Below are 25,079 nucleotides of genomic sequence, written 5' to 3' on the forward strand. Positions count from 1 at the left end.
CTGCGGGTCTTAGAGGTAGCGTTCTGCTGAATTAACGTCTTCCATGCTATCAACGAGTCCGTCTTCAATAGCTCGAATGCGAAGGTCGATTTTGGTCGGCGCGGGGCGCCCCACGCGCGCGTACTTCTCACGGATGCGGTCGATATTGGTCTTAACAGCGGACTGCTTAATGCCCATACGGCGTGCCACCTGAACCTGCGCGAAACCCGATGCGTACAGGCGCAGGGTCTCCTGCTCACGCGGGGAGAGGCTGGCCTTAGAGAACTCGTGGTCAGAGTCGATAGCAGCAGCGAGTTCTTTGGTCACCACAGCTTTACCATCTGCAATGTTGCGTGCTTCTTGCAGGGCGTGGTCGAGAGGCTCCGACTTGCGAACTAGACCGAGGGCACCTTGCTTCAGTGCTTCGCGAATGAGGGTAGGGTTCTCCCCGATGCTGAAAATCAGCACCTTGATGCCTGCCTGCTGCAAGAGCTCAACGTTGTTGCCGGGGCGAGAATTATCTTGCAGTGAAAGATCAAGGAGAACAACATCGCACTCGCGCTTAATCTTGCCGAGGTCAGCATTCGCAGGGTCACGGGGGTTACGACCCAAAGCAATCAGTAAATCAATGACGGTGGGTGCAGCAGCTACAAGCTCTACATCTTCGCGTCCCACCGCAACGGCCCGCAGACCTTCGCGAACAACCTCATGGTCATCAACAATTGCAACTTTGGTAATACTCAAAACATCCCCCTATGAATTTCGTACTCAACCATTGACAGAAAAATACGTACACATTACTTACTTATTAGTTTACGGTGCCATTGAGATACACCGTGTACAAGCGTTGTGTACACTATCGGGTGTTGCTTCGCCACACTATAGATTAATACTACCGTTTGTGGCTTTAGACCGGGCGAATACTGCTGGGGGCAGCCTTTGGACGGTAGCCGCGGGTTACTTTGGTTAGTTACCTCACTTTATTAAAATCCGCGCGTCCGTTCAAAGTTTTTGTGATAGCGCAGACCCGCGCTTGCCCCCAGCAAAGAACCAATGAGGGCTGATGCCGAAAGCGCTAGTATCGCCAGCGCATTGACGGACGCGGTGGAGTCCGCTAATCTTTGCACGGCAAAGGGCATCGGACGCGCAAAGTGCGTACCCGCAACGAAACTCAGAAGGGTTGAAAGAGCGATGGTCAGCACCAGCCAGAGCCATACTGCGAGCCCCTGCTTGAAACGGGAGAAGCGGGTGAGTCGAGCCGCTGTGTAGCCGCCCACGCTGAAACTCAACGCCCACAAGGCAAGGCTGACGCCCCACCATACCCACACTGCCTGATCAGTATTATCGGCTGCTAAGCCGCGTTCAAGGGTGGCTGCTACTCCGGTGTACTGGGTTGAGGCGGTGAGGTGCAGTAACATGTCGTACAGCCAGCGCAACCCCAAGAGTGCGGCGCAACCGGTGAGAAAACCTAAAAAGGCGGGGAACAGCCTAATGCCGCGTTGCGCTCTGGCGGCGGGTGAGGTCTGTTCAGTGAAGAGTTCAGCTTCATCCTCCCTCTGACCGTAGTCTTCTGCCTCGTGAACTACCGGGTAGGAGGCGGTAGCTTCAACTGTCGGTTGAGGGGCAGTGATAGGGCGTGTGGCCGTTGAACTGATGGGCTGAGTGGCAGGTTCTTCATAGTGCAGAACGCGCGTGGGCTCATCATCGGTATCAAGGGTGCCGGTGCGATCATCGTCAAAGACGTCGTCCCACACGTAGGTTTCATCATGGCGTTTGCTATCGCTCATCGTTGTTGGCTCCTGTTTCTGCCAGGGTCAGCGAGTGGACGCTGAACGGGTGGGGGTAATCTGGGCGGTCACTCTCGGTAACGGTCTTGATAAGGCGGGCGGGGTTTCCCACAGCTACCGAGTTCGCCGGTATGTCTTTGGTGACCACACTACCTGCGCCAATGACGCAGTTATCGCCAACGGCGACACCGGGGCAGAAAATAGCGCCACCGCCAGCCCATACGTTGTTGCCGATGGTGATGGGCAAACCTGCCTCCCAGTAGGCTTGACGATCAGCAGGGTTGAGCGGATGCGTGGGTGTAAGAATCTGAACGCCCGGTCCCGCCATAAAATAATCGCCAATGTATACGGGGGCTACATCGAGAATGACCGCACCGTAGTTGAAGAAACAGTGGGATCCCACAAAAGTGTTGATACCGTAGTCAAAATCCATGTGCGGGCGAAAAGTGGTGCCTTCACCGACTGAACCCAAAAGTTCTTCAAGTGTGGTGCTCATGCCTTGCTCATCTCGGGCACGGTAGTACTGGGTGTACTGCTGCACCAGATTCTCGGCGCGCAAGGTGATTGCCGAGCAGTAGTCATCGGGACGGTAGGGTTTACCCGCCACCATATCGCGAAAAGCGGGGGAGGGCATCTGCGGATCAACAATCATCGAGCTACCCCTGCCACCACGTCATTGCTACGGTGACCAGCACACCGAACACAGCAAGTATCAGCGTCGCATAGATAAACCGCCGAATGATTTCCCGCATAAGTTCGCGGAACTCCTGATCAGTAATACCGGTCTGTTTTTTCTGAGCCATACCCCCAGTATGGCAGTGAGCGGCGCAAAATAACACTGCGCCGACCCCGAAAACTAACCGCTCCTTAGTACCTGACACGGCAAGACCCCGCCGGTAAAACATGGCACAATTTACCTCATGCAGTCTCAGCAGAACGATACATCTCAAGATTTTCCCCTCGCATCGCGTCCGTGGATTCAGGGCTATAACCCCGGTGTAACCCGCGATGTTCCCCTCTCCGACACATCCCTCAGTCACCTCATGGAACAGGCAGTGCGCGACGCCCCTGACGCTGTGGCTCTCGACTTTTTCGGTGCAACCACCACCTACCGTCAGCTCGGCGACGATATTCGTCGCGTGGCAGAGGGACTGCGTCGTGCCGGTGTTCAAGCCGGTGACCGCGTCGCTATTATCTTGCCTAACTGTCCCCAACACGTTGTAGCTTTCTACGCTGCCTTCCGTTTGGGCGCCGTCGTTGTTGAACACAACCCCCTCTATACCTCTGCAGAGCTACGCCACATGTTTGAAGACCACGGCGCGAAGGTAGCTATTGTCTGGGACAAAGCACTACAGAACGTGCTGGATCTTCCCGGCGATGTTCGACCCACCACCATCATCTCGGCGAACCTCATTGAGGCAATGCCCACCCTCATGCGCACCGCCCTGAAACTGCCCGTCAAACGCCTGCGCGAATCTCGCGAAAAACTTGAGGGCAGCGTCCACGCTCGCGGGATTATCAGCTGGAAGCAGTTGCTAAAAAATGAGCAGATCGACCCGCATCACCACCGTCCCACCGCCCACGATATTGCGATTTTGCAGTACACCTCGGGCACTACCGGCAAACCCAAGGGGGTTATTCTCACCCACCGCAACCTTGAGTCGAACGCTCGCATGGGTGAAGCCTGGATTCAACCTCAGGGCAATAATGTGATTTACGGGGTGCTGCCGCTTTTTCACGCCTACGGTCTGACCCTGGGTCTAACTATTTCTGTGCTGATTCAGGCGCGTCTGGTGCTCTTTCCCACTGTCGATATCAACCTGATTCTTAAAGCACTGAAAAAGACCACCCCCACCATTTTGCCCGCAGTACCTCCCGTGTACCGTAAACTCCTGGATCAAGCGAAAGCTGAAAACAAGACAGATTTGCTCAACGGCATTAACTACGGTGTTTCAGGCGCGATGAACCTGCCGCCCGAGCTAGTGGAAGAGTGGGAATCGTACACCGGTGGCTTCTTGGTAGAAGGCTACGGTCTAACCGAGTGCAGCCCCATTGTAAGCTGTAATCCCCTAAGCAAAAAACGCCGTGCAGGATCTATCGGTCTGCCCTTCCCCTCCACTGACCTGCGCATTGTTGACCCTGATACTCTCGAAGACTTGCCACTGGGCGTTGCCGGTGAACTGCTAGTCAAGGGGCCGCAGGCTTTTAGAGGATACTGGAAGCTCGAAGAAGAAACCCGTAAGAGCATCACCGCTGATGGCTGGTTGCGTACCGGCGATATTGTGACGATGGACGATGCAGGATTCCTCTACGTTGTAGATCGCATTAAAGAAGTAATTATCACCGGTGGCTTCAACGTCTCACCCACCGAGGTTGAGACAGCCCTCAAGCAGCATGATTCTGTGTCGGACGCGGCTGTAGTGGGTCTACCCGCCCCCGGTGGCGGCGAAGAAGTCGTAGCGGCAATTATTCTCTCTGAGGGCTATGCCCTTGACCCCGAGGAACTCAAAGAGCACATGCGATCGCGCGTCACCCGCTACAAGGTGCCGCGCCGCTTTATTGCCTTTGACGAGGACTTCCCCCGCACCATGCTGGGCAAAACCCAGCGTCGTCTGGTGCGCCAGAAACTCGAAGACAAGAAGTAAAAACGTACAAAGCCGGTAGCCCCTCAAGTTCGGGACTACCGGCTTTTGTATAACGGGGCATTGAAGTGTTCTAGTCCGCGAAAGTTGCTACCAACTTTCCCTGCCGATCGAGAAGGTTACCGCCGGCGGGCTGGTCAAAGCCCAACGCGCGGGCAGGAACAGTAGCAGCTGCCTCAATCGCCTCAGGCAGGGAGATTCCCACAGAAACAGCGGTTTCCACCGCACGCGCCAGAGTTAGCGTGCTGCCTGCAATCGCCCCACCCTCAGAGAGCCTTGCCACCGAATCAACCACATCAACATCGAGCGAACCCAGCATGTAATGACCGTCCTGACAACCGGCAGCCGCCATCGCGTCCGTCACCAGCGCAACGCGTCCGGGTGCCATCGCCCACAGCGCTCGCATGGTCGGTGCATGAACGTGTACGCCGTCGCAAATCAGTTCAAGGGTTACATGCTCAGAATCCAAAGCGGCAGCTACCGGTCCTGGTTCGCGGTGCAAGAGCGGGCGCATAGCGTTGAAAGTATGTGTGAGAATAGACGCGCCAGCTTCGAAAGCAGCCTTCGCCAGGGCGTAGTCAGCGTCGGTGTGCCCCACTGCCACAGCAACCCCGTGCTCCACGAAATACCGAATAGCCGCTAAATCGCTATCTGTTTCAGGGGCAATGGTGATTTGCTTGAGATACCCTCCCCCCGCCTCAATCAGCTGGGCTGCCTGGGCAGGGGTAGGAGAAACCAAAAAATGAGGATTGTGAGCGCCCTTGTGCGCGGGAGAGAGGTAAGGACCCTCCAAATGAATACCCACCAGCTGACGCTCATGACTCTTCTGCCTCTCAATCACCTCGCGCAGAGCACCCACCGTTACAGCGATATCCTGCACCGGGTTAGTCACCAAGGACGCAACCAGCTGACCGGTACCGGCAGCAACATGCACATCGAGGGCAGCACCGATAGCGGGAGCATCCTCAAAAGAAATGCCACCACCACCGTGATTATGAATATCAGTAAAACGCGGCGCCAACGTGAGATCAGAACCGTCAAGGGTAGCAACATCGGCTATCTGTGGGACATCACCCTCACCACGGGCCACCTCAGACCCATCGCGCAGATGAACCCAGCCCCGAGCAACATCTGACCCAGCAGAATGCATCACTACATTAGAATAAAGCTGCTCTGACATGCCTATATGCCTTCTCTTTCAACCTTGACTTCAAAATCATAACGGTCTGCACGGTACAGAGTTGTCGTCGCTTCAACCGGTGTACCCTCACCGGTGAAACCCACCCGATGCACAGCCAACGCAGGAGCGCTCAACGGCTGCTCCAAAACCATAGCTTCAGTAGCACTCAACGAGTGAGCGCTAATACGCTGGGTCGCTGAAACAATACGATACCCTGCGCGAGTCAGCTGCTCATCCAACGAACCGGTAGTGTGCGGAGCCTGCTGCGCAAAAGGAGCCCGCAACAAATAAGCCGTTTCATACGCCATCGGCAGACCATCAGCAGTACGCAAACGCACCACCTTATACACCTGAGCCCCCGGCGGCAGACGCAAATGCCGAGCCACCGCGTCCGGAGCCTCCACCAAACCACATTCCAAAGTTGCCGAAGCTGGCTCATGACCGCGCTCGCACATATCTTCGGTGAAAGACGTCAGCCGGGGAGTCTTGTGGATGTTGAGACGCGCGGCAACGTAACTGCCAGAGCCAGCACGGGTATAAATGTCACCGCGCAGGGTCAGGTAGTTGAGGGCGCGGCGCACCGTATCACGGCTTACCCCGAATTTTTCTTGAAGGGAACGCTCGGTGGGCAGTGGGGCGTGTTCTGCTGCCGTAGAAATATAAGAGGTACGCAGCAATTCAGCGAGTTCTTTATACAGCGGCTGCTTAGGATTCTGAGTAGTATTCATTGGTATGCATAGATCTGTAATTGGTTTCGTTAAATTTAGTAAATCATAGATTTTTGTAAAAATTGGTACGTATTTCTTGTGTGTCGTGACTTATAGTTGAAGTATGGAAATTATCATCATGCCCTCAGACAACGAAGTCGGTCGCTACGCAGCCTCACTCATGGCTAAAGAAATCAGCGCGAAGCCCAATGCAGTACTGGGCGTAGCCACCGGCTCATCTCCCGAAAGCACCTACAAACACCTCGCCCAGCTCACCAGCGAAGGTTTGGATCTCACCAACATCAAAGCATTTGCCCTTGACGAGTACGTAGGTATGGACCTTGACCACCCTGAGTCTTACCACAGCGTAATCCGCCGCGAAGTTGTAGAGCGCGTTGGTCTCTCACCCGACAACGTGCGCGTACCCAACGGCATGGCAGAAGACATCGCCGCCGAATGTGCAGACTACGAACGAGACATCAAGGAATCGGGCGGTGTTGATATTCAGCTGCTCGGTATCGGTTCCAACGGTCACATCGGCTTCAACGAACCCGGTTCATCTTTGGTATCACGCACCCGCATCAAGACTTTGGCTCCCAAGACCGTCAAAGACAACGCTCGTTTTTTCGACGGTGATGAATCCAAGGTGCCCGTTCACTGCCTGACCCAGGGTATCGGCACCATCATGGAGGCACGCAAGGTTTTGCTGGTCGCTATTGGCAAAAACAAGGCGAAGGCAGTTGCCGGTCTGGTAGAAGGTCCCATCGGTACTTTCTGCCCCGCGTCCATCTTGCAGTTGCACCCGAACGCAACCATCGTGGTTGATGAAGAAGCCGCATCAGAGCTGAAGAACACCGAGTACTACAACTACGCGCGCGATAACATGCCTAACTGGCAGCGCCCCGAGACTCTCAAAGCGTAGTGGCAATGAAAGCTCTCGCTGGTATAAGTGCTCTAGCGGTTGGTGGTGCGGCGGTCTATCTCGGTCGGTACGCTTTGATGCGTTCTGCCGATGTAGAGGCAGTTGCACCCTCCTTGCGCCATCCCATTCTCTACCTGCCCAAGCACAATAAACTTTCGCTGTACGTGCAGACCTACAATTGGAAAAAACATTTTCCGTTGACCCGTTACGATGGGCTGCTTGATGTTCACGAGGTCACAACAGGTGCAGAGGGGAGTGCCGGTGAACTCGTCTCATTCTTGAACGTGCCCAGGCAGCGTTCCGGACGCGGTGCCGTGGTGTGGTTTCACGGTGGCGGGCATTTGGCGGGCTCTGCTGAGGCAGATCAGATGTACTGTTCCCGCCTGGCTTTTGAGCTGGGTGTTCCAGTGCTGAATGTGGAGTACCGTCTGGGCGGGGAGTTCGCTTTCCCCGCTGATATTGACGATGGTGTGCAGGCTCTGCGCTGGTTGATAGACCACAGCGAGCACTACGGTATTGATTCCCAGAAGATTGCGCTGGCTGGTGCAAGCGCTGGTGCAGGTATTGCTGCCTCTGTCGTTCAGCGGGCTGTCGATGAAGGTGTGCCTGTTGCTTATCAGGCACTGATTTACCCCATGCTGGATGATCGCACCGGTACCCAGCAGGATCACGAGGGACGGGCGCGTTTTATTTGGTCGCCTGAATCCAATGAGCGTGCGTGGGGCATTTATCTGGGTGGGGCAGCAGGTGCTGCTGAGTTGCCCGAGTATGCTGCACCCGGACGTCGCACTGACCTCACCGGCTTGCCTGCCACTTGGCTGGGCACCGGTACTCTGGATCTCTTCTACCCCGAGGACGTGGCGTATGTGAAGAACCTCCGCGCAAGCGAAGTGGAGGTAGAAACCTGCATCATTGAAGGTATGTACCACGGGGCCGATGGCATGATGCCCCTGGCTGAAGCCTCCACGAAACTGTGGAGGTCGATGATTGAGGGGCTCCGGACGGCGGTGCTCTAGCACTGAGTTCAAGCTGCTGGTCACCGGGCAACACCGGCGAATACCGGTCAAAAGACCCCAGAAGGTAAGATTCCATGGAGCGTGATGTTCTATGTCTTACCTTCTGGGGTCTCTCTGTTTACTTGCTTACTTAAGCAGCTGTGTAATGTTGCTAATCATCGCAATGCGCTGGTCTACGCTGGCGGTTTTCGGCGCCTGAATTTTTGCACCCACGTAGCGCGGTGCGTCCGCAACAATCTCTAGGCAGCGAGCTACTTCGGCGGCATCCATCAAAGACGTCGGCTCATCAGCAGTCAGGGGTAGGTGGGCATCTGCCCATTCCCCACCGTACTGATTTGCCTTGTGCCCGGCACCCGAGAACATGAGCCCCTCAAGCACACCGGTATCAACGAGTGCGCGCAGGTGCTCGCTCGGACGCTCACCGTCTTGAGCCTCCACTGCTGAGCGTCCCCAGTTCACAGTGATACCTAGTCCGGCTTGTTGCGCGGCAGCGATCTCAGCATCCAACGACAAGAAACGCTTCTCGCCGGCAATCTCGGGGGAGTAGGCGTCGCAGTGCTCAATCACTAAACGGGTCGACCAGGGATCTTCACTTAGCAGTTCTTCCAAAGACTTGGCGAAAGCCTGCTTATCAGCCTTCACCGAGGGTGCCGAATGAATATGCAGTGCGCTCACCGACTGCGCACCGGTCGCCTGATTAATCTCCTCAGCGACTTCGCGAGCCTGACGCACAAAATCAAGCCCGGCGGTGCGTCCTCCCTCGTCTGTTGATGCCAAACCAAAGACACCGGTTTCACCCACCCGAGCCATAGTGCCCGGAATCAGCGTGATGATCGACTGCGTGAATCGCCCGCGCATCTGTTGCGCCAGCCAGCCGGTCTCAACGTTCAGACCGGTCTTATGAAAAGGAATCTCCAGGGCAGTTGCCCCAGCAATCTGCGCAAGCTGCGCATAAAATTCTTCTTGCTCAGCAACATCAGTGGGCATGGCAGCGTAAGCTCCCACCACTACAGGAACAGATAGATTCGACAATGAATACACCTTTCTCTTTATCTCAATAGGTCATCAAAGAAAAATAAAAACCGCCCGCAACATCCATGCTGCGGGCGGGGTGAACATTACTTAGACAGAGCGTTCTTAAACCAACCGGTAATAGAAATCGGGTGGGTGATAGCGGTACCAACCACTACCGCGTGGGCACCAGCCTCCAGCGCCTGACGTGCCTGTGCCGGGGTATGAATACGTCCCTCAGCAATCAGTGGAATACCGATTTCGGCGGACGCGATGGCAGAGAGCAAATCAAGGTCCGGGCCGTCGGTCTTGGGGCGGGTATCGGTGTAGCCAGCCAGCGTGGTACCGATGAAATCAGCACCCGCTTCGGCAGCTGCCAAAGCTGCTTCCAACGAATCACAGTCAGCCATGACCAGGGCGTTGGAGTTCTCATGCACTCCGGCAACAACCTCAGCCAAGCTCAACCCGTCCGGACGCTCGCGGGTAGTGCCGTCGAGCGCGACCACGTGAGCACCTGCGTTCGCTACCGCCAGGGCGTGGTGGAGAGTGGGGGTGATGAAAATGCCGTCGTGACCGTCTTTCCACAGACCAATGACGGGCACCTCAACAGCGGTGTGGGTGAACTGAACATCGGCTAGACCCTGCACACGAACAGCGGCAGCACCACCCATAACAGCTGATGCTGCTACCTGACCAGTGGTGCGGGGGTCTCGCATCGGTTCACCGGGGTAAGCCTGGCACGAAACAATGAGCTGCCCGGCTAGTTTTTCAATGAGTTCTGAGCGAGTGAACATGGGTTTTACCTCTCAAGAAAATTAGGAATAAGGGTTGCTGCACCAATAATCGGCGCATCGGAACCAAGCTGTGCAGCTACGAGGGGAGTTTCTTTTGCCTGCCCCAAAGCTGCTGCCCTGAACTCTTTTTCAACGATGGGCAGCCACAAATCTCCCAGATTTACCACACCGCCTGAGAGTACAAGTACGTGCGGGTTCAAGATATTCACCAAGTCTCCCAGGGCAATACCTGCGGCGCGGGCGGCAAACTCAATGGCGTCAATTGCTTTTTGCTCACCGGCTCGGGCGCGGGCGGCAACGTCTTTAGTATCGGGTGAGGACGCGTCGCCACCGGTTGCCAGGTAGCGGCGGTGAATGGCGGGTCCGGCTGCTACGGCTTCAAGGTGACCGGTGCCGCCACAGGGGCAGGGAATATCCAGCGCGAGCGGGGAAGAGAAGTGCCCTACATGGCCAGCGAGAAAGTGGGCGCCTTTGAGCGGCTCACCCTGGCTGATGTAACCTCCACCAACTCCGGTGCCGAAGGCTACGAGCAAGCTACTAGGTGCTTCAGCTGCTGCGCCAGCCCACGATTCACCCAGAGCGTGGGCGTGAACGTCATTGACAGCGTAGGTGGGTAAACCGGTCTCTTCGCTGATAATATGCGCCAGTGGTACACCGCTCCAGTCTGTAATAACATTTGCGGCAGTGATTACTTCGCCCTTAGCGCCAATCACACCGGCAGAACCGATGCCAATACCGGTCACTTCGCCACCGCGCGCTGTTACCTGCTCAATAACAGTCAGAGCACCGCGGGCAGTATTACGAGCCAGTTCTTCACCACCAATATCAGCGATGGTAGGAATCTCGTGTCTCTCGTATACCTGACCGTTAGCGTCCACCACGCCGAAAGCTGTTTTAGTGCCGCCCAAGTCAATGCCCACAGCAAATTGTTGAGTCATTGAAAAACCTTTTCTCTTGAAAATGGCAGTGTCGGTGAGTCTTAGACCGTTAGAGAACGAACAAGACTCACCGACACATGATGTAACCGATGGTATTTAGAGTAGACCTGCTGCCTCAACGATGCCGCGAATACGCTCGCGTTCGCTGTCGCCCAAGGTCTCCATGGGGGTTGACATGGTGTTGGATTCGAGAACACCGATGATCTCAAGAGCGGTTTTGAAAGCACCGAGACCCGCTGCGCCACCTGAGACAGTGGGGGTTTCTACAAAGACGATGTTGAACAGGTCAGCCAGGCGGTCCTGCTCTTTACGCGCTGCGTCCCAGTCACCCGCAACAGCAGCGTCGTACAGACGCTTGTAGCCTGCGGGGTCGACGTTGCCGAGACCCGGAACAATACCGTGAGCGCCGGAGAGCATCGCGCCGTCGCATACAACTTCGTGACCGGTGAATAGCGAGAAGCCTTCGATGTCGCGGGTAGCCTGAGCCAGCAGTCGGAATGAAACATCATCGCCCGATGAATCCTTCACACCCACAATAACGCCCTCGCGAGCCAGTTTGGTCAGCAGGGGAACGCTGAGCTTCTGCTTGGTACGAACGGGTACGTCGTAGACAAAGACAGGTACATCAACAGCTGCAGCTACTTCGCGGAAGTGACGCTCTTCTTCGATGGGGTTATCCAGCGCGTAGTACTGGCTGGTGATAACGATAGCATCGCCGCCAATAGCCAGCAGGCGCTTTGCCTCATCAATGACGCGCGCGGTGGTCTGATCGTTGGTACCTACGATGACGGGCACACGACCCTCGTTAGCCTCAATCACGGTCTTGAGCGCAGTTTCACGCTCTGCGTTGGTCAGGTAGGGAACTTCACCGGAAGAACCGAGAACGAACAGACCGTTGACGCCGCCTTCAATCAGGTGCGCAACTGATTTTTTCAGTGACTCAACATCGAGCTGACCATCAGCGGTACGGGGGGTAAGTACCGGGGGAATAACGCCCGAAAACTTGGGATTTGCCATGGTATAAAAAACTCCTTTATTTTACAAAGATATAAAAAGTGTGGTGAAAGCGGCGCACCCACTGTGGCAGTGGTGAATCAGTGGATGCACCGTCGCATCAAAAGCGGAATTAGACGTGCAAGAGGGTGGGCGCTGCGCCCAAGAGCTTGCGAGTGTAATCCTGGGTGGGGTGATCGAAAACCTGCTCAGCAGAACCCTGCTCAACAATCTTGCCCTTGTTCATCACGCAGATGCGGTCAGAGACGTAGCGAACGGTTTGAATATCGTGAGAAATAAAGACCATACCCAAGAAGAGCTCTTCTTTCAGGTCGCTGAGCAGGTTCAGAACCTGCGCGCGAACTGATACGTCGAGAGCACTGGTGGGCTCATCAGCCACAATAATCTTGGGTTCCAAAGCCAATGCACGAGCAATTGCCACGCGCTGACGCTGACCACCTGAGATCTGTGAGGGCATCGCGTCCGCTGCTGACTGCGGCAAACCAACGAGGTTGAGCAGCTCGCGCACGCGACGGTCGCGTCCTGACTTATCGCCAATACCGTGAACATCTAGGGGATCTTTGAGAATATCCTGAATGGTCATACGCGGGTTAAGCGCGGTTGCCGGATCCTGGAAGATGATTGAAATATCAGAACCAAATTCCTTGCGGAAAGCAGCGTTGCGCTTGAGCGCGTTGCGTCCCTTGAAAGTCATCTGACCGTCGGTTGGCTTCTGCAAACCAACAACAACCGATGCCAAGGTTGACTTACCGCAACCAGATTCACCCACGATACCGATGGTCTCACCGCGGCGAATCGACAGTGATACACCATCAACGGCTTTCACGATGTTCGGCTTGAAGATACCGCCGGTACGTGAACGGTGATAGACCTTGATGTCTTTGAGCTCAATAATGGGCTCTGAAACTCGGGCTACTGCCTCGCGACCCTGGGTGTTGAGCATGTTTTCCCCTGCCTCGCTGCTTGCTGCTACTGAGCCGTTTACTGATTCAGTCATTGCCTTAAGCTCCCTGCTTGGTCGAGGTGGTTTCAAGGTGCGATGCCCAGTAGTGGTCTTCTTCGCCTTCAACCGGCACAAAGACGAGCTGCTGGTTGGGGTCAGCACCCTCGCGCAGTGAGCGCGGAGCGAACCGGTCACCCTTGGCGAAGTCGCCGGGGGAAGGCACGGTGCCGGGAATCTGGTAGAGACGCTTAGAACCTGACTCAATTGAAAGAACTGAGCCCAACAGACCACGGGTGTACTCGTGCTTGGGGTTCATCAGCAACTGGCTGGTAGCGCCAGACTCTACAACCTGACCCGCGTACATCACCGAGATGCGGTGAGCTACCTGAGCCACCAGAGCCAAGTCGTGCGACACGAAGATCATGGCGAAGCCCAACTGCTCGCGCAGCTCGTTCAAGAGAGCAATAACTTCTTTCTGAACGGTCACGTCGAGCGCAGTGGTGGGCTCATCGGCAATCACGAGCTTGGGTGAGCGTGAAAGTGCCATAGCAATCAGCACGCGCTGACGCTGACCACCGGAGAGTTCGTGCGGGTAAGAGTTCAGAGTGCGTTCTGCATCAAGCTTTACCAGGGTGAGCAGTTCCTCGGGAGTCTTGCGTCCACCGCGGCGGGTCAGCTGCAACATCTGATCCTTAATCAGCATGGAGGGGTTGAGCGAGCTCAACGCATCCTGGTAAACCATAGAGATCACAGCACCGCGAAGTTTCTGGTACTGATCCTCTGAGGCACCAACCAGCTCCTGACCCTCGAACATCACCGAACCGGTAATCTTTGCCTTCTTATCGAGCAAACCAATGATTGCCAGTGAAGTAATTGACTTACCTGAACCCGATTCGCCCACAAGACCCATAGTCTGACCCTCATGAACGGTGAAGGAGACGCGGTCAACAACAGGGGTGTCGCCGAAACGTTCGGGGAAGAAAATTGAGAGGTCTTTGACCTCAAGAATGACGCGAGCTTCTGAGTTCGCAATCAGACGGTCGCCACGGCGGCTCTCAGCGTCCTTGAGCTGAGTCAAAACACCTTCGAGGTTCTTTGAAGCCAGACGATCCTGATAGCCCTTTTCGCTGATCAACGCACCGGCTGAGATTTCTTCAGCGGTAATCTTGCGCGGAGTATCTGAAAGAGCATCGGTACCAACAGCTTCACCGTATGACTTATCATCAGCAGCTGAAGGAGCAGCGGTGAGAGCACCTGAGGTACGACCACCGGTGTTGTTCTCTTCATCGATCTTGACCTTGCGACGCAGCTTGGGGTTAACCATGGCGTCGGTCATACCCTCAGAGAGAACATTCAGCGCAAGCACGGTCAGCAGGATGACCAAACCAGCGAAAGTGGTTGCCCACCAGCCACCGGCAAGTACGAGCGCGCGTCCGTCAGCGATGACGTTACCCCATGAGGGGCTCGGCGGGCGAACACCTGCTGAGAGGAATGACAGTGATGCTTCCAAGATAATCGCATCTGCAACCATAACGGTTGCGAACACGAGAACGGGAGCGATGGTGTTACGAACAACGTGCTTGAGCAAAATGTAGGGGCGTGCTGCACCCATGACGCGTTCAGCGCGGACGTAGTCTTCGTCCCATGCCGCTAGCACCTGCGCACGCACAACGCGTGCCAGCTGCGGGGTGTAAACAATAGCGATGGTAACGATGATGGTACCCACGGAGTTACCGAGTGAAGCCAGCAGAACAGCTGCCAGAGCGATACCGGGGAACGCCATGAGGATATCCATCAGGCGCATCACGATTTCGGAGATAACCTTTGAACCGGTTGCCGCAATAGCACCGAGAATACCGCCCAAAGCAAGTGCCAGAGCAACAGCGCCCAAACCAACCTGCAAGGACGCGCGGGCACCAAAGACCAGACGCGAGAGAACGTCACGACCCTGACGGTCAGTACCGAAGAGGTATTCACCATCGGGTGCTGAAATGGGGGCACCGGTTGATGCCAGCGGGTCGTGCGGTGCAACAAACGGTGCAAACGCTGCCATCAGAATAATGAGTGCCAAGAAAGTAAGGGCAATTTTTGAGCCCAGGGGGAGCGCCTTGAACCGGATTCCCGGCTGCGAAAGGCGGTCAGCTAAACCTGATCGCATGGTAGGTTACACCGTCCTAATACGCGGGTTGATGAGCATGTACAGAAGGTCAACGACGATGTTCACCAGAACGAAGGCAACCGCGATGGTAATAACTACGCCCTGAACGAGGTTGATGTCGTTACCGGTAATACCGTTGAAGATGAGGTTACCCATGCCGTTGAGTGAGAAGATCATTTCGATAACGACCGCGCCACCCATGAGGTAACCGATGCGCAGACCCAGAACAGTAACGGGGGTGATGAGAGCGTTTTTGAGAACATTCTTGGTAATAACCTGTTTGCGGGGCACACCGTTACCGATAGCGGTGCGAACGTAGTCCTTATCGAGCTCTTCGACCATTGAGGTACGAACGGTACGAATCAAGGACGCACTCACCGGCACCGCCAACGCAAGAGCAGGAAGGAACATGTGGTTGATCCAGGGACCAAAACCAGCGCCGGGGGCTGAAGAACCACCGGAGGGGAACCATCCCAATTCAAGGGAGAAGTACTGGATCAATAGAATACCCAGCCAGAATGAGGGGGTTGCGATGGATGCCATGGAGAAAACGCGGATGACCTGATCAGGCCAGCGATCGCGGTAGAGCGCCGCGACGACGCCCAGAATAAGAGATGCTACCGCAGCGATGACAACGCCCAAGAAGGTGAGCTGCAAAGTCATGGGGAATGCCATCTTGATCTGGTCGATCACGGGCTGAGCCGGGGGGGTGGTCATGCCCAAATCGAAGCGAACCAAGCGTGCAAGGAAGGCAAAGTACTGAACGACGAGGGGACGGTCATAGCCCATCTCGCGGTTGTAGGCTGCCTTCGCCTCTTCCGAGGCACCTTCGCCAAGAGCGATGGTCGCCGGATCACCGGGGGTAAATTGCAAAATAACGAAGACGAGAATGGTCACGCCCAAGAGCATGACAGGAAGGGCAAGAAGGCGCCTTCCGAGAAGTCGAAGAAAGTTAGACAACGGGGTCTCCCTAGACCTAACGCTAGATAGGGGTGTTGCGGTGAAAAAGAAGGTTGCGGCAGATCAACCGATAAAGGTAACCTGCCGCAACCTTCTGTGCACGATTCACGATGGTTGAGAATCAACAAGTATGTGTGGAATGTAGAGTCTCAAGAACCGAAAAACGCGAACTTGCGCGCAGGATTACGCCTGCGTTGAACCAACGTTCTGGAATGACAGACCGGTGGTGGGTAGTGGCTTGAAACCGTTGAGGGTTGAGCCGTCCCAAGCAGTGGGGAGCTTGCGGTGGAAGAGGGGGTACAAAGGCGCGTTCTCGGCGATGATGTCGATAGCCTTCTTCCAGTCTTCCTTGGGATCTTCAGCCATAACAGCTGAGTTCATGAGCTCCTGAACCTGCTTGTACTCGTCAGTGTTTGACCAGCGGAAGCGCTTCTCGGGCCAGGTTGTACCGCGGTACCACCATGAGAGCAGCAAATCGGCGTCATTACCGAATACTGAGGGGTCACCGGGTGCCAGCACAACGTCGTAGTTGCCTGAGTCAACGAAGTCTGAGTACAGAGCAGCTGATGCCTGATCGGAGATGGTGACGTTCAGACCGAGGTCCTTCAGTGATTCCTGAACCAGCTGTGAGCACTGCTTGACCCAGTCGTGGTCGGTGGTGTGAATGGTGAATGAGATACCTTCAGCACCGGCGTCCTTGAGCAACTGCTGAGCCTTAGCCTTGTCGTAGGTGTAGACAGTGGAAGCCTCAACGTAGTCCTTGTGTTCCTTGTGCAGGAAGGAGGTTGCTGCGGTTGCGTTACCGAGCAGAGCGTTGGTGATGACCTTGTCCATGTCAATGCCGTAGAACAGTGCCTGACGTACTTCCTTCTTATCGAAGGGAGCCTTTTCGCAGTTGAACATGAGGAACAGCAGACCGAAAGACTGTACTGACTCAACGTTGACGCCTGAGTTCTCAAGAACCTTAACGTTGTCGTAGGGTACTGACTCGATAGCCTGAACACGCTTTGACTGCATAGCGGTCACGCGAGCTGCTGCATCTGCAAGGATTGACCAGTTCATGGTCTTTGCAAGAGCAGGACGGGGGCCGTTGTAGTCTTCGAAACGCTCGAACTTGATCTCTGCGCCCTTGGTTGCTGAGACAAACTTGTAGGGGCCTGAACCGATGGGGTTAGCGCCGAAGGCTTCGAGGTTGTCAGCTGCTGATGCGGGGGTAATCTGCACCAGTGAAATGCGGTCAGCAAAGAGGGGGAACGCCTGGTTGAGCTTGAACTCAACGGTCTTCTCATCTACTGCGGTGGTTGAATCCAGGAAGTAGAGGAACTGTGCGAACAGTGACTCGGGAGCTGAGAAGCGATTGAAGGTTGACACAACGTCGTTAGCGGTCACGGGTGAACCGTCATGGAACTTTGCGCCATCGCGCAATACTACGCGGTAGGTGGTGTCATCGACCATCTCGGGGTCGCTTGCTGCCAGAGCGTTGTAACGCTCGCGGGTTGCGGGGTCAAGACCGGTCAAACCTTCAAAGATGTGCAGGTTTGCTGCCATGGGGCCTGCGCCTGATGCAACTGCGGGGTCGAATGAGGTTGATACGTCGTAAGCAATACCTGCGTTGATGACGCCGTCTTTGTTGACTGCGTCTGCGCCTGCTTCAGCGGTTGAACCTGATGATGAGTTGTTGTTGCCACACGCTGAAACGCCTGCTGCGAATGCGAGTGCTGCGCTGGCTGAGCCAGCGACCTTGAAGAAGCCGCGGCGGTTGAATGCCGAGGTGATGGGGGTGTTCATGGAAGTCTCTCCTTTGTGACTCATATGAAAGAAGACCAGGGGCTCGCCCCGGCGGGAGGTAGGATGTCCTACCTGATAAACTTCACGTTAGTAACTTAAATAACAAAGCACAAGTGTGTGGCAGTGTGTCGCTTTATAAAAACTTTGGTGCAAAGCGCCAAGAGCGGTGTGTAAAAATAAGATGGCTTTTCATTCTTAGTGAAAGATTTAGAGGTGATTGCGTTGGTGGCTAAAGGCACCGGTGCTACAAAACCCACAGCCCGTGAACGGCAGAAACTTCTGCAGCAACAGATTGTTGATGCTATTTTGCAGCGCAAACTCACGGCGGGTTCACCTCTGCCCCCCGAACATGAGCTGATGGAAGAACTGGGCGCTGGACGAAACTCTATTCGTGAAGCAATCAAGGCGTTGGACGCGGTGGGTATCGTCGAGGTGCAGCACGGCTTTGGCACCTTCGTGAGTAACGACGCGCTGACTCCTATGGTGCGTGCTCTCACCTTTCGCGGGCGTCTTTCGCTTTTTGATAATGGGCGTGAGGCGCTTGAGCTGGTAGATGTGCGTCAAGCGCTTGAAACGGGTTTGATTCCTTTTGTTGTAGCTACCATTTCAGATGATGAGTTAGAACTCGTGCGGGTTGCTGCTGAGGGTATTGAGGCAGCTAGCCGGGGTGGCAGTTCTATTGCGGTGTGGGATCAGCAGTTTCACGCTGCCCTCTTTGCTCCGCTGGGTAACGAGCTACTTTCGGGTCTGCTCGATGTTTTTTGGCAGGTGTACAACAATATTTCTGTGTCGCTCGACGGGGTTGCTCCCGTTGCCGGTAAAGATTTGTGCGAACTGGCTGATGCGCATACCGCCCTGTTTGAGGCAGTCAAATGCAGGGATGCAGTTGCTGCTGTCAATCTAATGACCGCGCACTTTGATGGTATTCGGGGTCGCGTCGAGAAGTGGGCTCGTCAGTTGGAAAGCCAGGCTGCGGTTGAACCGTAGGCACATTAAATAGGTTCCGCTGACCGCCCGCCCAGTAGAGTTTGTTTTTGACGTCGCTAACGTGAATGAATATTACATACTGTGACAGTATGACTTCATATTGCACCCAACACGTGATTTTCGCCCCCATTTAGGCACGAAAAATCGTGAAGCATTCTGCTGCGTGGTCTAATTGATACAGCACGCCGCAACGGCGTCCCTTGCATTTTATTCAGCAGAAAGATTCATAGCCGTGAAGAAATTTGTTGCCTCTTTGGCTCTTGTTCCCCTCGCATTCGGTCTCGCCGCATGCGGTTCAAACTCATCAGAAGGCGAAACCATCAAAATTGGTGTAACCGGCGCCAGCCAGGAACACGAGGCTTTCACCGAAGCAGCCAAAGAAGAGGGCATCTCCGTTGAGATCATTGACCTGGCTGACTACAACAAGCCCAACCCAGCCCTCAAGAGCGGCGATATCGACCTTAACTGGTTCCAGCACCTTGATTACCTCTCAAAGTACAACGTAGAGAACGATGACAACCTGCAGCTGGTTGGTCCCACCGTGATCTACCCCATGGCTCTGTTCTCATCACAGTACGATTCTGTTGAAGCGATCCCCGAGGGCGGCGAAATTGCTATCCCCAATGATCCTTCAAACAGCGGTCGTGCTCTGCTACTTCTTGAAGCTAACGGTTTGGTTGAGTTCACCTCAGAAACTGATGCTCCCACCGTTGATGATGTTGATACCAAGAAGTCCAAGGTGAAGATTTCTGCTGTCGATGCTACCCAGACCGTGCGTTCCATGGGGTCAGTAGCAGGTTCGGTTGTGAACAACGACTTTATTCTCGATGCGGGTCTTGACCCCAACGAGGCACTGGCAATGGATGATCCTGCTAACCCTTCAGCACGTAAGTACGTCAATGCTTTCGTCTCACGCGATGGGGATCAGGACAACGAAACTTACAAGAAGCTGGTAGAAATCTTCCACAGCCAGAAGGTTCAGGACACTGTTCAGGAAGTTTCCGGTGGCACCGCAGTTGAGGTTACCACCGATGTTGAAGAACTGCGCGCTTCCTTGGCTGAGCTCGAAGAAGATCTGCGTAACTCCTAAGTAATTGTGCGCCAGTAAGCGGTAACAGCGCCCCCATCTCTACCCAGGGAGCGGGGCGCGGGTTACCGCTTCTTGCGTTTTGGCTATTGCCTGAATCAGCAGGTAGGCTTGCGCGGGTGCGCCCGCAATTTTGTATAAAGGCAAGGTAAGAAATTGAGCGAAGTTTCCCACAGCGCCGCTGACGCTACGGCGATGGTTGAGCTGAAGAATGTCTTAAAGGTTTTTAAGAGTGGTAAGACCGAGGTTATCGCTGTCAATGATGTGTCGCTGACTATTAACCGCGGCGAAATTTTTGCGATTATCGGTTATTCCGGTGCCGGTAAGTCTACTCTGGTGCGCTTGATTAACGGGCTGGAAGAAACCACTAGCGGTCACCTGTTTGTTGATGGTTTTGAGATTTCGGGTAAGCGCGAATCACAATTGCGCGATGCCCGCACCAACATCGGCATGATTTTTCAGCAATTCAACCTGATGAATTCTCGTACGGTTGCTGCAAATGTTGAGTTCCCCCTGAAGATCGCGGGTTGGGACAAAGCTAAGCGCACTGCTCGCGTTGCTGAGATGCTTGAGTTTGTTGGTCTTGCTGATAAAGCAAAGAATTACCCCGATCAGCTTTCGGGTGGTCAGAAGCAGCGTGTGGGTATCGCCCGTGCGCTGGCAACATCGCCCTCCTTGCTTCTTGCAGATGAGTCCACATCAGCGCTTGACCCTGAGACTACCCACGAGGTGTTGCAGTTGCTCAAGCGCGTCAATCATGAACTGGGCATTACCATTGTGGTCATTACCCACGAGATGGACGTTGTCTCAACCATTGCCGACCGCGTTGCCGTGATGGAAAAAGGACGCGTGGTTGAAACCGGTAACGTCTATGAGGTGTTCTCGGCTCCGCAGACTGCTACTGCCCAGCGTTTTGTGGGTACCACCGTCAAGACTGCGCCCACCGGTGAAGAAGCTGCTGATCTGAAGCACCGCCACCGTGGTTACCTGGTTAACCTTGAAATCACTGAGGGCAATGAGCGGCTGGGGCAGGTGCTTTCACGTTTGGCGGAGCGCCGCGTCCATTTCAATATTGTGCAGGGCGGCCTAGAAACCCTCCAGGGCAAAACCTACGGCACTCTCACTCTCGAATTGCTAGGCGATATCACGTCAATCGACGCTGTTGTTGCTGAGCTTCAAACCGTAACCCGAGTACAGGTGGTTCGCTAATGTCACTGTCAGATATTAAGTGGGAAACTTTCATTCCCAATAAGCTGATTCCGGGGCTGCTTGATACCCTGTACATGGTTGCGGCGACCATGCTCATTGCCGGTGTCATTGGTCTGATTATGGGTGCTCTGCTGTACACGACTCGTCAGGGCAATATTTTGGCTAACCGCCCCGTCAATATTGTGCTGAACTTTATTGTGAACGTGGTGCGTCCTATTCCCTTCATTATTTTGCTGGCGGCTTTGGGACCGGCGACCTCCGCTATTGTGGGTTCGCGTCTGGGCACTAACGCGGCAATCTTTGCAATGTGTGTGGGTGCGGTTTTCGCTATTGCTCGCATTGTTGAGCAGAATATGGTGTCTATTGACCCGGGCGTTATTGAGGCTGCCCGTGCTATGGGTGCTTCAAAATTGCGGATTCTCTTTACCGTGATGATTCCTGAGGCTTTGGGTCCGCTGATTTTGGGTTACACCTTCTTAGTCATTGGTGTTGTTGATATGTCAGCGATGGCAGGTTACATCGGTGGCGGCGGCTTGGGTCAGGTTGCCCTGGTCGATGGCTACCAGCGTTTCAATGACATGATTACGTGGACGGTTGTTGCCGTGATTATCGTGTTGGTTCAGATGGTGCAGCTGGTGGGTAACCTGCTAGCCCGCAAGGTTATGCGTCGATAAGTGGCTTTCTTACTCTGGTGACTGTGTATGTCACCGGGTAATACCAAAGGGTGCCCTCTCTACAGAGAGGGCACCCTTTGAGTTTTAAGATGGGGTTTAGCGTTTTTTGCCGGTGATCCAGTCAGAATCGTAGAAGTCGTCGCCTTCACTTTTGCGCAGGTCGCGTTCTAAGAGCTGCTCGGCAAAATCAGTGGGCCGCATGATGCGCTCGTCATCATCGTGAGGTGAAAAAGCTGCTAATGCAATTAGACCGTACGCTAGAGCCGCAATGAGTAAGCCAAACATACCCAACTCGGCAAAGAAGATACCCCAGGCGCGTGTCACGAGCGGGTTGGGATCTGCAAAGACGGTGGGCACGAGAGCGAAGCTGGTAATCAGGCTAAACACCGACGCGATAACGAGCAGATGCGGTAGCCAGAACCACCGGGCTTTAGCATTTTTTGCCGGTGGGGGAGCGCCGGGCAACCTCAGGCTTTTGAACAGTCTGCGGCGTACCGCAATGATGAGAAAAAGGCTTAAACCTACGGCAATAGCGGTTGCCCCTGCGGTAAAGAAAAAGCCTGACAGCGCTAGCAGTGCTGTGACCAGTGCGCTCACCATGAGGAGGGTGAAGCTAAGACCCGTTGCCATGCGCACGCGCGCGTTCACCAACCGCTGTTCTTCAACAACAAAGTTGGGGTGGGGAGCAGGCTCCTCCCAAAAGGGGCGAAAGAACTCGCGGTCTTCTGCGCTGAGTTCTTCAAAGCGCAGACCGTACTTACGCGGCGGTTGGGGCGTATGAGGTTGCTGGGAACTCACAGCTATTACGCCTTGCGTGCCGCTTTAACCCAGCGGTTGAGGGTCGCGAGAAAATCTGGGTCTGTGTAGGAATCGAAGCGACCCTGACCGGGCGCGCCGGTGTCGCCGTGACCGGTAAAAATTAGGGTGTTAGCGCCTGATTCCTGGGCTGCGCGGGCACCGGTGACTGAATCTTCAACGGTCAGTGTCTGCTGGGAGTCCCCGCCCAAACGCTTGATCGCTTCGGCGTACATATCGGGGGCAGGTTTGGGGCTGGCAACGTCATCAGCGCCTACCCAGGTGGTGAGATAGGGAGCGAAGCCAAAAGCCTGCATCTTGCGAGTCAGCAGGTCAGCTGAAGAATTAGAGGCAACCGCTACGGGCATCACCTTGCTGAGTTTCTTAATGGTGTCAAGAGCACCAGGTATGCGTTCCATACCGCGCTCAATCATGTTCTCTTCGACCTCAAGAACCACCTCAATAATGTGTTTCTCGTGGGCTGCCGCGTCATCGGCAGAAGCACCATGAGGGGTGGTGTTGGCTGCCAGCACGCGAGCGAAATCGAGGGCAGCTGCACCCATGAGTGCGTCCTCATCAGCCTGAGTAAACGTTGCACCGTAGCGCTCAAACAGTTCTGCTTGGGCTGTGAGCCAGGTAGATTCAGAGTCGAGAAGAACACCGTCGCAGTCAAAGACAGCGCAGGTAGGGTACCAATCAGATGAGAGAGAAGTTTCAAACATACTTCTATGCTCTCACGCCGGGCGTGGGATAATAGAGCCTATGCCCAAAAATTCTGCTTCCACTCTCGTTCTTATTCGCCACGGTCAGACTGACTGGAACATTGACCGCCGCTTTCAGGGGCAGGTTGATATTCCCCTGAACGCTACCGGACGCGAGCAGGCTGCTCTTGCTGCCACGAACCTCAGCGAGTTCGCACTGATGCGTCAGCAAACTCAGCCCGATTTTGCGTGGGACGGAATCATCACTTCACCACTTTCTCGCGCCCACGAAACCGGGCAGATTATTGCCGATGCTCTGGAACTTCCCCTGCTGGAGCAGGTAGATGGGTTAAAAGAAAGATTCTTTGGTGATGCCGAGGGCGAAATTGTTGATCGCGAAAACTGGCTACACTTTGAAACTCTCTTTGCCGGGGTAGAACCTGAAACTGAGTTCATTGACCGGGGTATCGAGGCACTAAACGCAATTACCGGTAAACACGCAGGAAAAAACATTGTGGTAGTCAGCCACGGCATGTGGATTTCTAAAGTTATGGGGCATCTGACCGGTGGAGAACACCCCATTCCCGAAAATGCCAGTGTGCTTGAGTTTAACCTCGCATTACTTGAGCAATAAGACCTCCCTTTTCTCTATACCTGAACCCTTCAACCCCTTCCTCCGAAAGGTGCCACCTGTGCCCAGCGTCCTGCCAGAACAACCCACTTCGCAAGAGCTCAGCGGGTCATTGCTCCTGATCCGTCACGGTCAAACAGACTGGAACAAGACAAAGAAAATGCAGGGGCAGGTTGATATTCCGCTCAATGCCGCAGGTATCGAACAGGCGCATGCAACCGGTCAAAAACTGGCAGATGAAGGGTTCAGCTTTGAGGTGCTGGTGTCATCCCCTTTCTCGCGCGCTGCTGAAACGGCTCGTGTCATTGGCACCTACCTGGGGCTGGAGCTGGAGCGCACCTACCCCCAATTAGTAGAACGTGCCTACGGGGATGCCGAGGGCGTTCAGCTCACCTTTGAACAGAGCCGTACTGTCTACCAAGATTTTGCTGGAGTTGAACCTGAAGAGAATCTTTTCAACCGCACCGTGACGGTCTTGCGTCAGATTGTGCGTGATTATCCGGGGCGCCGCGTCATTGTGGTGTCACACGGTTCTGTTATTCGCCGGGCGCTCAGTGCCGCCCAAGGCTTCGAGTGGGTGGAACCAGTCCCCAACGCTACCCCGCTTGAAATTTCTATCTCGGGATTATTCGCTTGGGCAACCGAGAACGAATCGATGCTGCCGCGCCCATGAAACAATCTCTCTCACCATCGCGTTCGGTGACCCAGCTTGCACCGCGCGCTGTTTTTGTGCTTTATCTACTGGTGTTGGGCTTCATCGTGCTGTGGCCCAGTCACGTTGATGACAATACAGCCGGCGGGTTTGTGGATGCACTGATGCAGCGCGGTCACACCGAAGGCTGGTTGCCGCTGTGGTTCACCTACGCCGTTTTGGAATGGCTTTCAAACGTTGTCATGTTTACACCGTTTGGTTTTTTGTTGGTTTGGCTGGTGCGCCCACAGTTGCGTTCTTGGATTCTTGTGTGGGGTTTTCTGCTAACCTGCGCTATTGAAAGCACACAATTTTTTATGCCCGATCGCACCAGCTCATGGCTAGATATTCTAGCGAATACGCTGGGTGTCGCCCTCGGCCTTTTGCTAGCGGTTTTTATCAAACGCTGCGCAAAGCGTCCGTAAAAACCACATGAAAAGCAAAAAACGCACACGGAAAACCCGC

Annotated in this window: 26 protein-coding genes; 10 read left to right on the top strand and 16 right to left on the bottom strand. The window is 54.7% G+C overall.

Features of this window, described 5'->3' with window-relative positions; translation table 11 throughout:
• Positions 1 to 9 precede the first annotated feature (9 nt).
• The 4 genes from JR346_RS01670 to JR346_RS01685 all read right to left on the bottom strand — a co-directional run bounded on the left by JR346_RS01670 (position 10) and on the right by JR346_RS01685 (position 2,569).
• Positions 10 to 723: a response regulator transcription factor gene (locus tag JR346_RS01670; RefSeq protein ID WP_204878045.1), complete on the bottom strand. Its 714-nt coding sequence runs from the start codon at positions 721 to 723 to the stop codon at positions 10 to 12.
• Positions 724 to 962: 239 nt separating this feature from the next.
• Positions 963 to 1,766 (bottom strand): hypothetical protein, encoded by an 804-nt coding sequence (locus tag JR346_RS01675; protein ID WP_205482667.1) that lies wholly within the window; start codon positions 1,764 to 1,766, stop codon positions 963 to 965.
• A complete protein-coding gene (locus JR346_RS10540; RefSeq protein ID WP_205482668.1) occupies positions 1,756 to 2,418 on the bottom strand; it encodes a sugar O-acetyltransferase in 663 nt (220 codons plus the stop codon). Before JR346_RS10540 ends, JR346_RS01675 begins: the two co-directional genes overlap by 11 nt.
• A 4-nt stretch (positions 2,419 to 2,422) precedes the next feature.
• Complete coding sequence (locus tag JR346_RS01685; RefSeq protein WP_205482669.1) at positions 2,423 to 2,569, bottom strand: hypothetical protein; 147 nt, start codon at positions 2,567 to 2,569, stop codon at positions 2,423 to 2,425.
• A gap of 117 nt (positions 2,570 to 2,686) precedes the next feature.
• On the opposite strand from JR346_RS01685, the gene JR346_RS01690 reads away from it, so the two are divergent.
• Positions 2,687 to 4,411 (top strand): long-chain-fatty-acid--CoA ligase, encoded by a 1,725-nt coding sequence (locus tag JR346_RS01690; protein ID WP_204878041.1) that lies wholly within the window; start codon positions 2,687 to 2,689, stop codon positions 4,409 to 4,411.
• Positions 4,412 to 4,481: 70 nt separating this feature from the next.
• On the opposite strand, the gene nagA is transcribed toward JR346_RS01690, so the two are convergent.
• Positions 4,482 to 5,588 carry an N-acetylglucosamine-6-phosphate deacetylase gene (gene nagA, locus JR346_RS01695; RefSeq protein ID WP_204878040.1) on the bottom strand — a complete coding sequence of 369 codons (1,107 nt, stop codon included), beginning with the start codon at positions 5,586 to 5,588 and terminating at the stop codon, positions 4,482 to 4,484.
• A gap of 2 nt (positions 5,589 to 5,590) precedes the next feature.
• Entirely contained in the window at positions 5,591 to 6,316 is a 726-nt protein-coding gene (locus JR346_RS01700; RefSeq protein WP_205482670.1) for a GntR family transcriptional regulator, read from the bottom strand.
• Positions 6,317 to 6,419: 103 nt separating this feature from the next.
• On the opposite strand from JR346_RS01700, the gene nagB reads away from it, so the two are divergent.
• Both nagB and JR346_RS01710 read left to right on the top strand, forming a co-directional pair.
• Positions 6,420 to 7,217, top strand: coding sequence for a glucosamine-6-phosphate deaminase (nagB, locus tag JR346_RS01705; protein WP_205482671.1), 798 nt, complete (start codon positions 6,420 to 6,422; stop codon positions 7,215 to 7,217).
• A gap of 5 nt (positions 7,218 to 7,222) precedes the next feature.
• Positions 7,223 to 8,233 carry an alpha/beta hydrolase fold domain-containing protein gene (locus tag JR346_RS01710; RefSeq protein ID WP_205482672.1) on the top strand — a complete coding sequence of 337 codons (1,011 nt, stop codon included), beginning with the start codon at positions 7,223 to 7,225 and terminating at the stop codon, positions 8,231 to 8,233.
• 126 nt (positions 8,234 to 8,359) lie between these two features.
• Here JR346_RS01710 and JR346_RS01715 read toward each other — a convergent pair whose 3' ends face one another.
• The 8 genes from JR346_RS01715 to JR346_RS01750 all read right to left on the bottom strand — a co-directional run bounded on the left by JR346_RS01715 (position 8,360) and on the right by JR346_RS01750 (position 17,839).
• The gene (locus JR346_RS01715) at positions 8,360 to 9,265 is read right to left on the bottom strand and encodes a DUF4862 family protein (protein WP_240333977.1); all 906 of its coding nucleotides are present in this window, start codon (positions 9,263 to 9,265) and stop codon (positions 8,360 to 8,362) included.
• Between the two features lie 86 nt (positions 9,266 to 9,351).
• Complete coding sequence (locus JR346_RS01720) at positions 9,352 to 10,038, bottom strand: N-acetylmannosamine-6-phosphate 2-epimerase (protein WP_205482673.1); 687 nt, start codon at positions 10,036 to 10,038, stop codon at positions 9,352 to 9,354.
• Between the two features lie 5 nt (positions 10,039 to 10,043).
• On the bottom strand, positions 10,044 to 10,976 hold the full coding sequence (locus tag JR346_RS01725; RefSeq protein ID WP_205482674.1) for an ROK family protein: 933 nt from the start codon (positions 10,974 to 10,976) through the stop codon (positions 10,044 to 10,046).
• 96 nt (positions 10,977 to 11,072) lie between these two features.
• The gene (locus tag JR346_RS01730; protein ID WP_204878033.1) at positions 11,073 to 11,993 is read right to left on the bottom strand and encodes a dihydrodipicolinate synthase family protein; all 921 of its coding nucleotides are present in this window, start codon (positions 11,991 to 11,993) and stop codon (positions 11,073 to 11,075) included.
• Between the two features lie 109 nt (positions 11,994 to 12,102).
• Positions 12,103 to 12,933: an ATP-binding cassette domain-containing protein gene (locus JR346_RS01735; RefSeq protein ID WP_205483804.1), complete on the bottom strand. Its 831-nt coding sequence runs from the start codon at positions 12,931 to 12,933 to the stop codon at positions 12,103 to 12,105.
• A gap of 58 nt (positions 12,934 to 12,991) precedes the next feature.
• Complete coding sequence (locus tag JR346_RS01740; RefSeq protein ID WP_205482675.1) at positions 12,992 to 15,091, bottom strand: dipeptide/oligopeptide/nickel ABC transporter permease/ATP-binding protein; 2,100 nt, start codon at positions 15,089 to 15,091, stop codon at positions 12,992 to 12,994.
• Between the two features lie 6 nt (positions 15,092 to 15,097).
• A complete protein-coding gene (locus JR346_RS01745; protein ID WP_255521904.1) occupies positions 15,098 to 16,051 on the bottom strand; it encodes an ABC transporter permease in 954 nt (317 codons plus the stop codon).
• Positions 16,052 to 16,234: 183 nt separating this feature from the next.
• Entirely contained in the window at positions 16,235 to 17,839 is a 1,605-nt protein-coding gene (locus JR346_RS01750) for an ABC transporter substrate-binding protein (RefSeq protein WP_239479086.1), read from the bottom strand.
• Between the two features lie 198 nt (positions 17,840 to 18,037).
• Here JR346_RS01750 and JR346_RS01755 point away from each other — a divergent pair, with 198 nt between their 5' ends.
• From JR346_RS01755 to JR346_RS01770, 4 genes are all read left to right on the top strand, one after another.
• Entirely contained in the window at positions 18,038 to 18,826 is a 789-nt protein-coding gene (locus tag JR346_RS01755; protein ID WP_205482676.1) for a FadR/GntR family transcriptional regulator, read from the top strand.
• Positions 18,827 to 19,058: 232 nt separating this feature from the next.
• The gene (locus JR346_RS01760; protein ID WP_205482677.1) at positions 19,059 to 19,916 is read left to right on the top strand and encodes a MetQ/NlpA family ABC transporter substrate-binding protein; all 858 of its coding nucleotides are present in this window, start codon (positions 19,059 to 19,061) and stop codon (positions 19,914 to 19,916) included.
• Positions 19,917 to 20,108: 192 nt separating this feature from the next.
• Positions 20,109 to 21,122 carry a methionine ABC transporter ATP-binding protein gene (locus tag JR346_RS01765; protein ID WP_205483808.1) on the top strand — a complete coding sequence of 338 codons (1,014 nt, stop codon included), beginning with the start codon at positions 20,109 to 20,111 and terminating at the stop codon, positions 21,120 to 21,122.
• A complete protein-coding gene (locus JR346_RS01770; protein ID WP_204878028.1) occupies positions 21,122 to 21,796 on the top strand; it encodes a methionine ABC transporter permease in 675 nt (224 codons plus the stop codon). Before JR346_RS01765 ends, JR346_RS01770 begins: the two co-directional genes overlap by 1 nt.
• 96 nt (positions 21,797 to 21,892) lie before the next feature.
• On the opposite strand, the gene JR346_RS01775 is transcribed toward JR346_RS01770, so the two are convergent.
• Together JR346_RS01775 and JR346_RS01780 are read right to left on the bottom strand one after the other, a co-directional pair.
• The gene (locus JR346_RS01775; protein WP_205482678.1) at positions 21,893 to 22,594 is read right to left on the bottom strand and encodes a hypothetical protein; all 702 of its coding nucleotides are present in this window, start codon (positions 22,592 to 22,594) and stop codon (positions 21,893 to 21,895) included.
• Positions 22,595 to 22,599: 5 nt separating this feature from the next.
• Positions 22,600 to 23,313 carry an HAD family phosphatase gene (locus tag JR346_RS01780; protein ID WP_205482679.1) on the bottom strand — a complete coding sequence of 238 codons (714 nt, stop codon included), beginning with the start codon at positions 23,311 to 23,313 and terminating at the stop codon, positions 22,600 to 22,602.
• Positions 23,314 to 23,353: 40 nt separating this feature from the next.
• Between JR346_RS01780 and JR346_RS01785 the strand changes: the two genes are divergently transcribed.
• The 3 genes from JR346_RS01785 to JR346_RS01795 are packed head-to-tail and all read left to right on the top strand — an operon-like array spanning position 23,354 to position 25,039.
• Complete coding sequence (locus JR346_RS01785; RefSeq protein WP_205482680.1) at positions 23,354 to 23,926, top strand: histidine phosphatase family protein; 573 nt, start codon at positions 23,354 to 23,356, stop codon at positions 23,924 to 23,926.
• 58 nt (positions 23,927 to 23,984) lie between these two features.
• The gene (locus JR346_RS01790) at positions 23,985 to 24,596 is read left to right on the top strand and encodes a histidine phosphatase family protein (protein WP_205482681.1); all 612 of its coding nucleotides are present in this window, start codon (positions 23,985 to 23,987) and stop codon (positions 24,594 to 24,596) included.
• Positions 24,593 to 25,039: a VanZ family protein gene (locus JR346_RS01795; RefSeq protein WP_205482682.1), complete on the top strand. Its 447-nt coding sequence runs from the start codon at positions 24,593 to 24,595 to the stop codon at positions 25,037 to 25,039. Before JR346_RS01790 ends, JR346_RS01795 begins: the two co-directional genes overlap by 4 nt.
• The last annotated feature ends 40 nt before the right edge of the window (positions 25,040 to 25,079 follow it).

Source organism: Rothia sp. ZJ932, assembly GCF_016924835.1.
GTDB lineage: Bacteria > Actinomycetota > Actinomycetes > Actinomycetales > Micrococcaceae > Rothia.

What these genes read in the sequence shown, in the direction of transcription:
- JR346_RS01675 (WP_205482667.1), bottom strand. Translation starts at nt 1,766, where the DNA reads ATGAGCGATAGCAAACGCCATGATGAAACCTACGTGTGGGACGACGTC.
- JR346_RS10540 (WP_205482668.1), bottom strand. Translation starts at nt 2,418, where the DNA reads ATGATTGTTGATCCGCAGATGCCCTCCCCCGCTTTTCGCGATATGGTG.
- JR346_RS01685 (WP_205482669.1), bottom strand. Translation starts at nt 2,569, where the DNA reads ATGGCTCAGAAAAAACAGACCGGTATTACTGATCAGGAGTTCCGCGAA.
- JR346_RS01690 (WP_204878041.1), top strand. Translation starts at nt 2,687, where the DNA reads ATGCAGTCTCAGCAGAACGATACATCTCAAGATTTTCCCCTCGCATCG.
- nagA (WP_204878040.1), bottom strand. Translation starts at nt 5,588, where the DNA reads ATGTCAGAGCAGCTTTATTCTAATGTAGTGATGCATTCTGCTGGGTCA.
- JR346_RS01700 (WP_205482670.1), bottom strand. Translation starts at nt 6,316, where the DNA reads ATGAATACTACTCAGAATCCTAAGCAGCCGCTGTATAAAGAACTCGCT.
- nagB (WP_205482671.1), top strand. Translation starts at nt 6,420, where the DNA reads ATGGAAATTATCATCATGCCCTCAGACAACGAAGTCGGTCGCTACGCA.
- JR346_RS01710 (WP_205482672.1), top strand. Translation starts at nt 7,223, where the DNA reads ATGAAAGCTCTCGCTGGTATAAGTGCTCTAGCGGTTGGTGGTGCGGCG.
- JR346_RS01720 (WP_205482673.1), bottom strand. Translation starts at nt 10,038, where the DNA reads ATGTTCACTCGCTCAGAACTCATTGAAAAACTAGCCGGGCAGCTCATT.
- JR346_RS01725 (WP_205482674.1), bottom strand. Translation starts at nt 10,976, where the DNA reads ATGACTCAACAATTTGCTGTGGGCATTGACTTGGGCGGCACTAAAACA.
- JR346_RS01730 (WP_204878033.1), bottom strand. Translation starts at nt 11,993, where the DNA reads ATGGCAAATCCCAAGTTTTCGGGCGTTATTCCCCCGGTACTTACCCCC.
- JR346_RS01735 (WP_205483804.1), bottom strand. Translation starts at nt 12,933, where the DNA reads ATGCTCAACACCCAGGGTCGCGAGGCAGTAGCCCGAGTTTCAGAGCCC.
- JR346_RS01740 (WP_205482675.1), bottom strand. Translation starts at nt 15,091, where the DNA reads ATGCGATCAGGTTTAGCTGACCGCCTTTCGCAGCCGGGAATCCGGTTC.
- JR346_RS01750 (WP_239479086.1), bottom strand. Translation starts at nt 17,839, where the DNA reads ATGAACACCCCCATCACCTCGGCATTCAACCGCCGCGGCTTCTTCAAG.
- JR346_RS01765 (WP_205483808.1), top strand. Translation starts at nt 20,109, where the DNA reads ATGGTTGAGCTGAAGAATGTCTTAAAGGTTTTTAAGAGTGGTAAGACC.
- JR346_RS01770 (WP_204878028.1), top strand. Translation starts at nt 21,122, where the DNA reads ATGTCACTGTCAGATATTAAGTGGGAAACTTTCATTCCCAATAAGCTG.
- JR346_RS01780 (WP_205482679.1), bottom strand. Translation starts at nt 23,313, where the DNA reads ATGTTTGAAACTTCTCTCTCATCTGATTGGTACCCTACCTGCGCTGTC.
- JR346_RS01785 (WP_205482680.1), top strand. Translation starts at nt 23,354, where the DNA reads ATGCCCAAAAATTCTGCTTCCACTCTCGTTCTTATTCGCCACGGTCAG.
- JR346_RS01795 (WP_205482682.1), top strand. Translation starts at nt 24,593, where the DNA reads ATGAAACAATCTCTCTCACCATCGCGTTCGGTGACCCAGCTTGCACCG.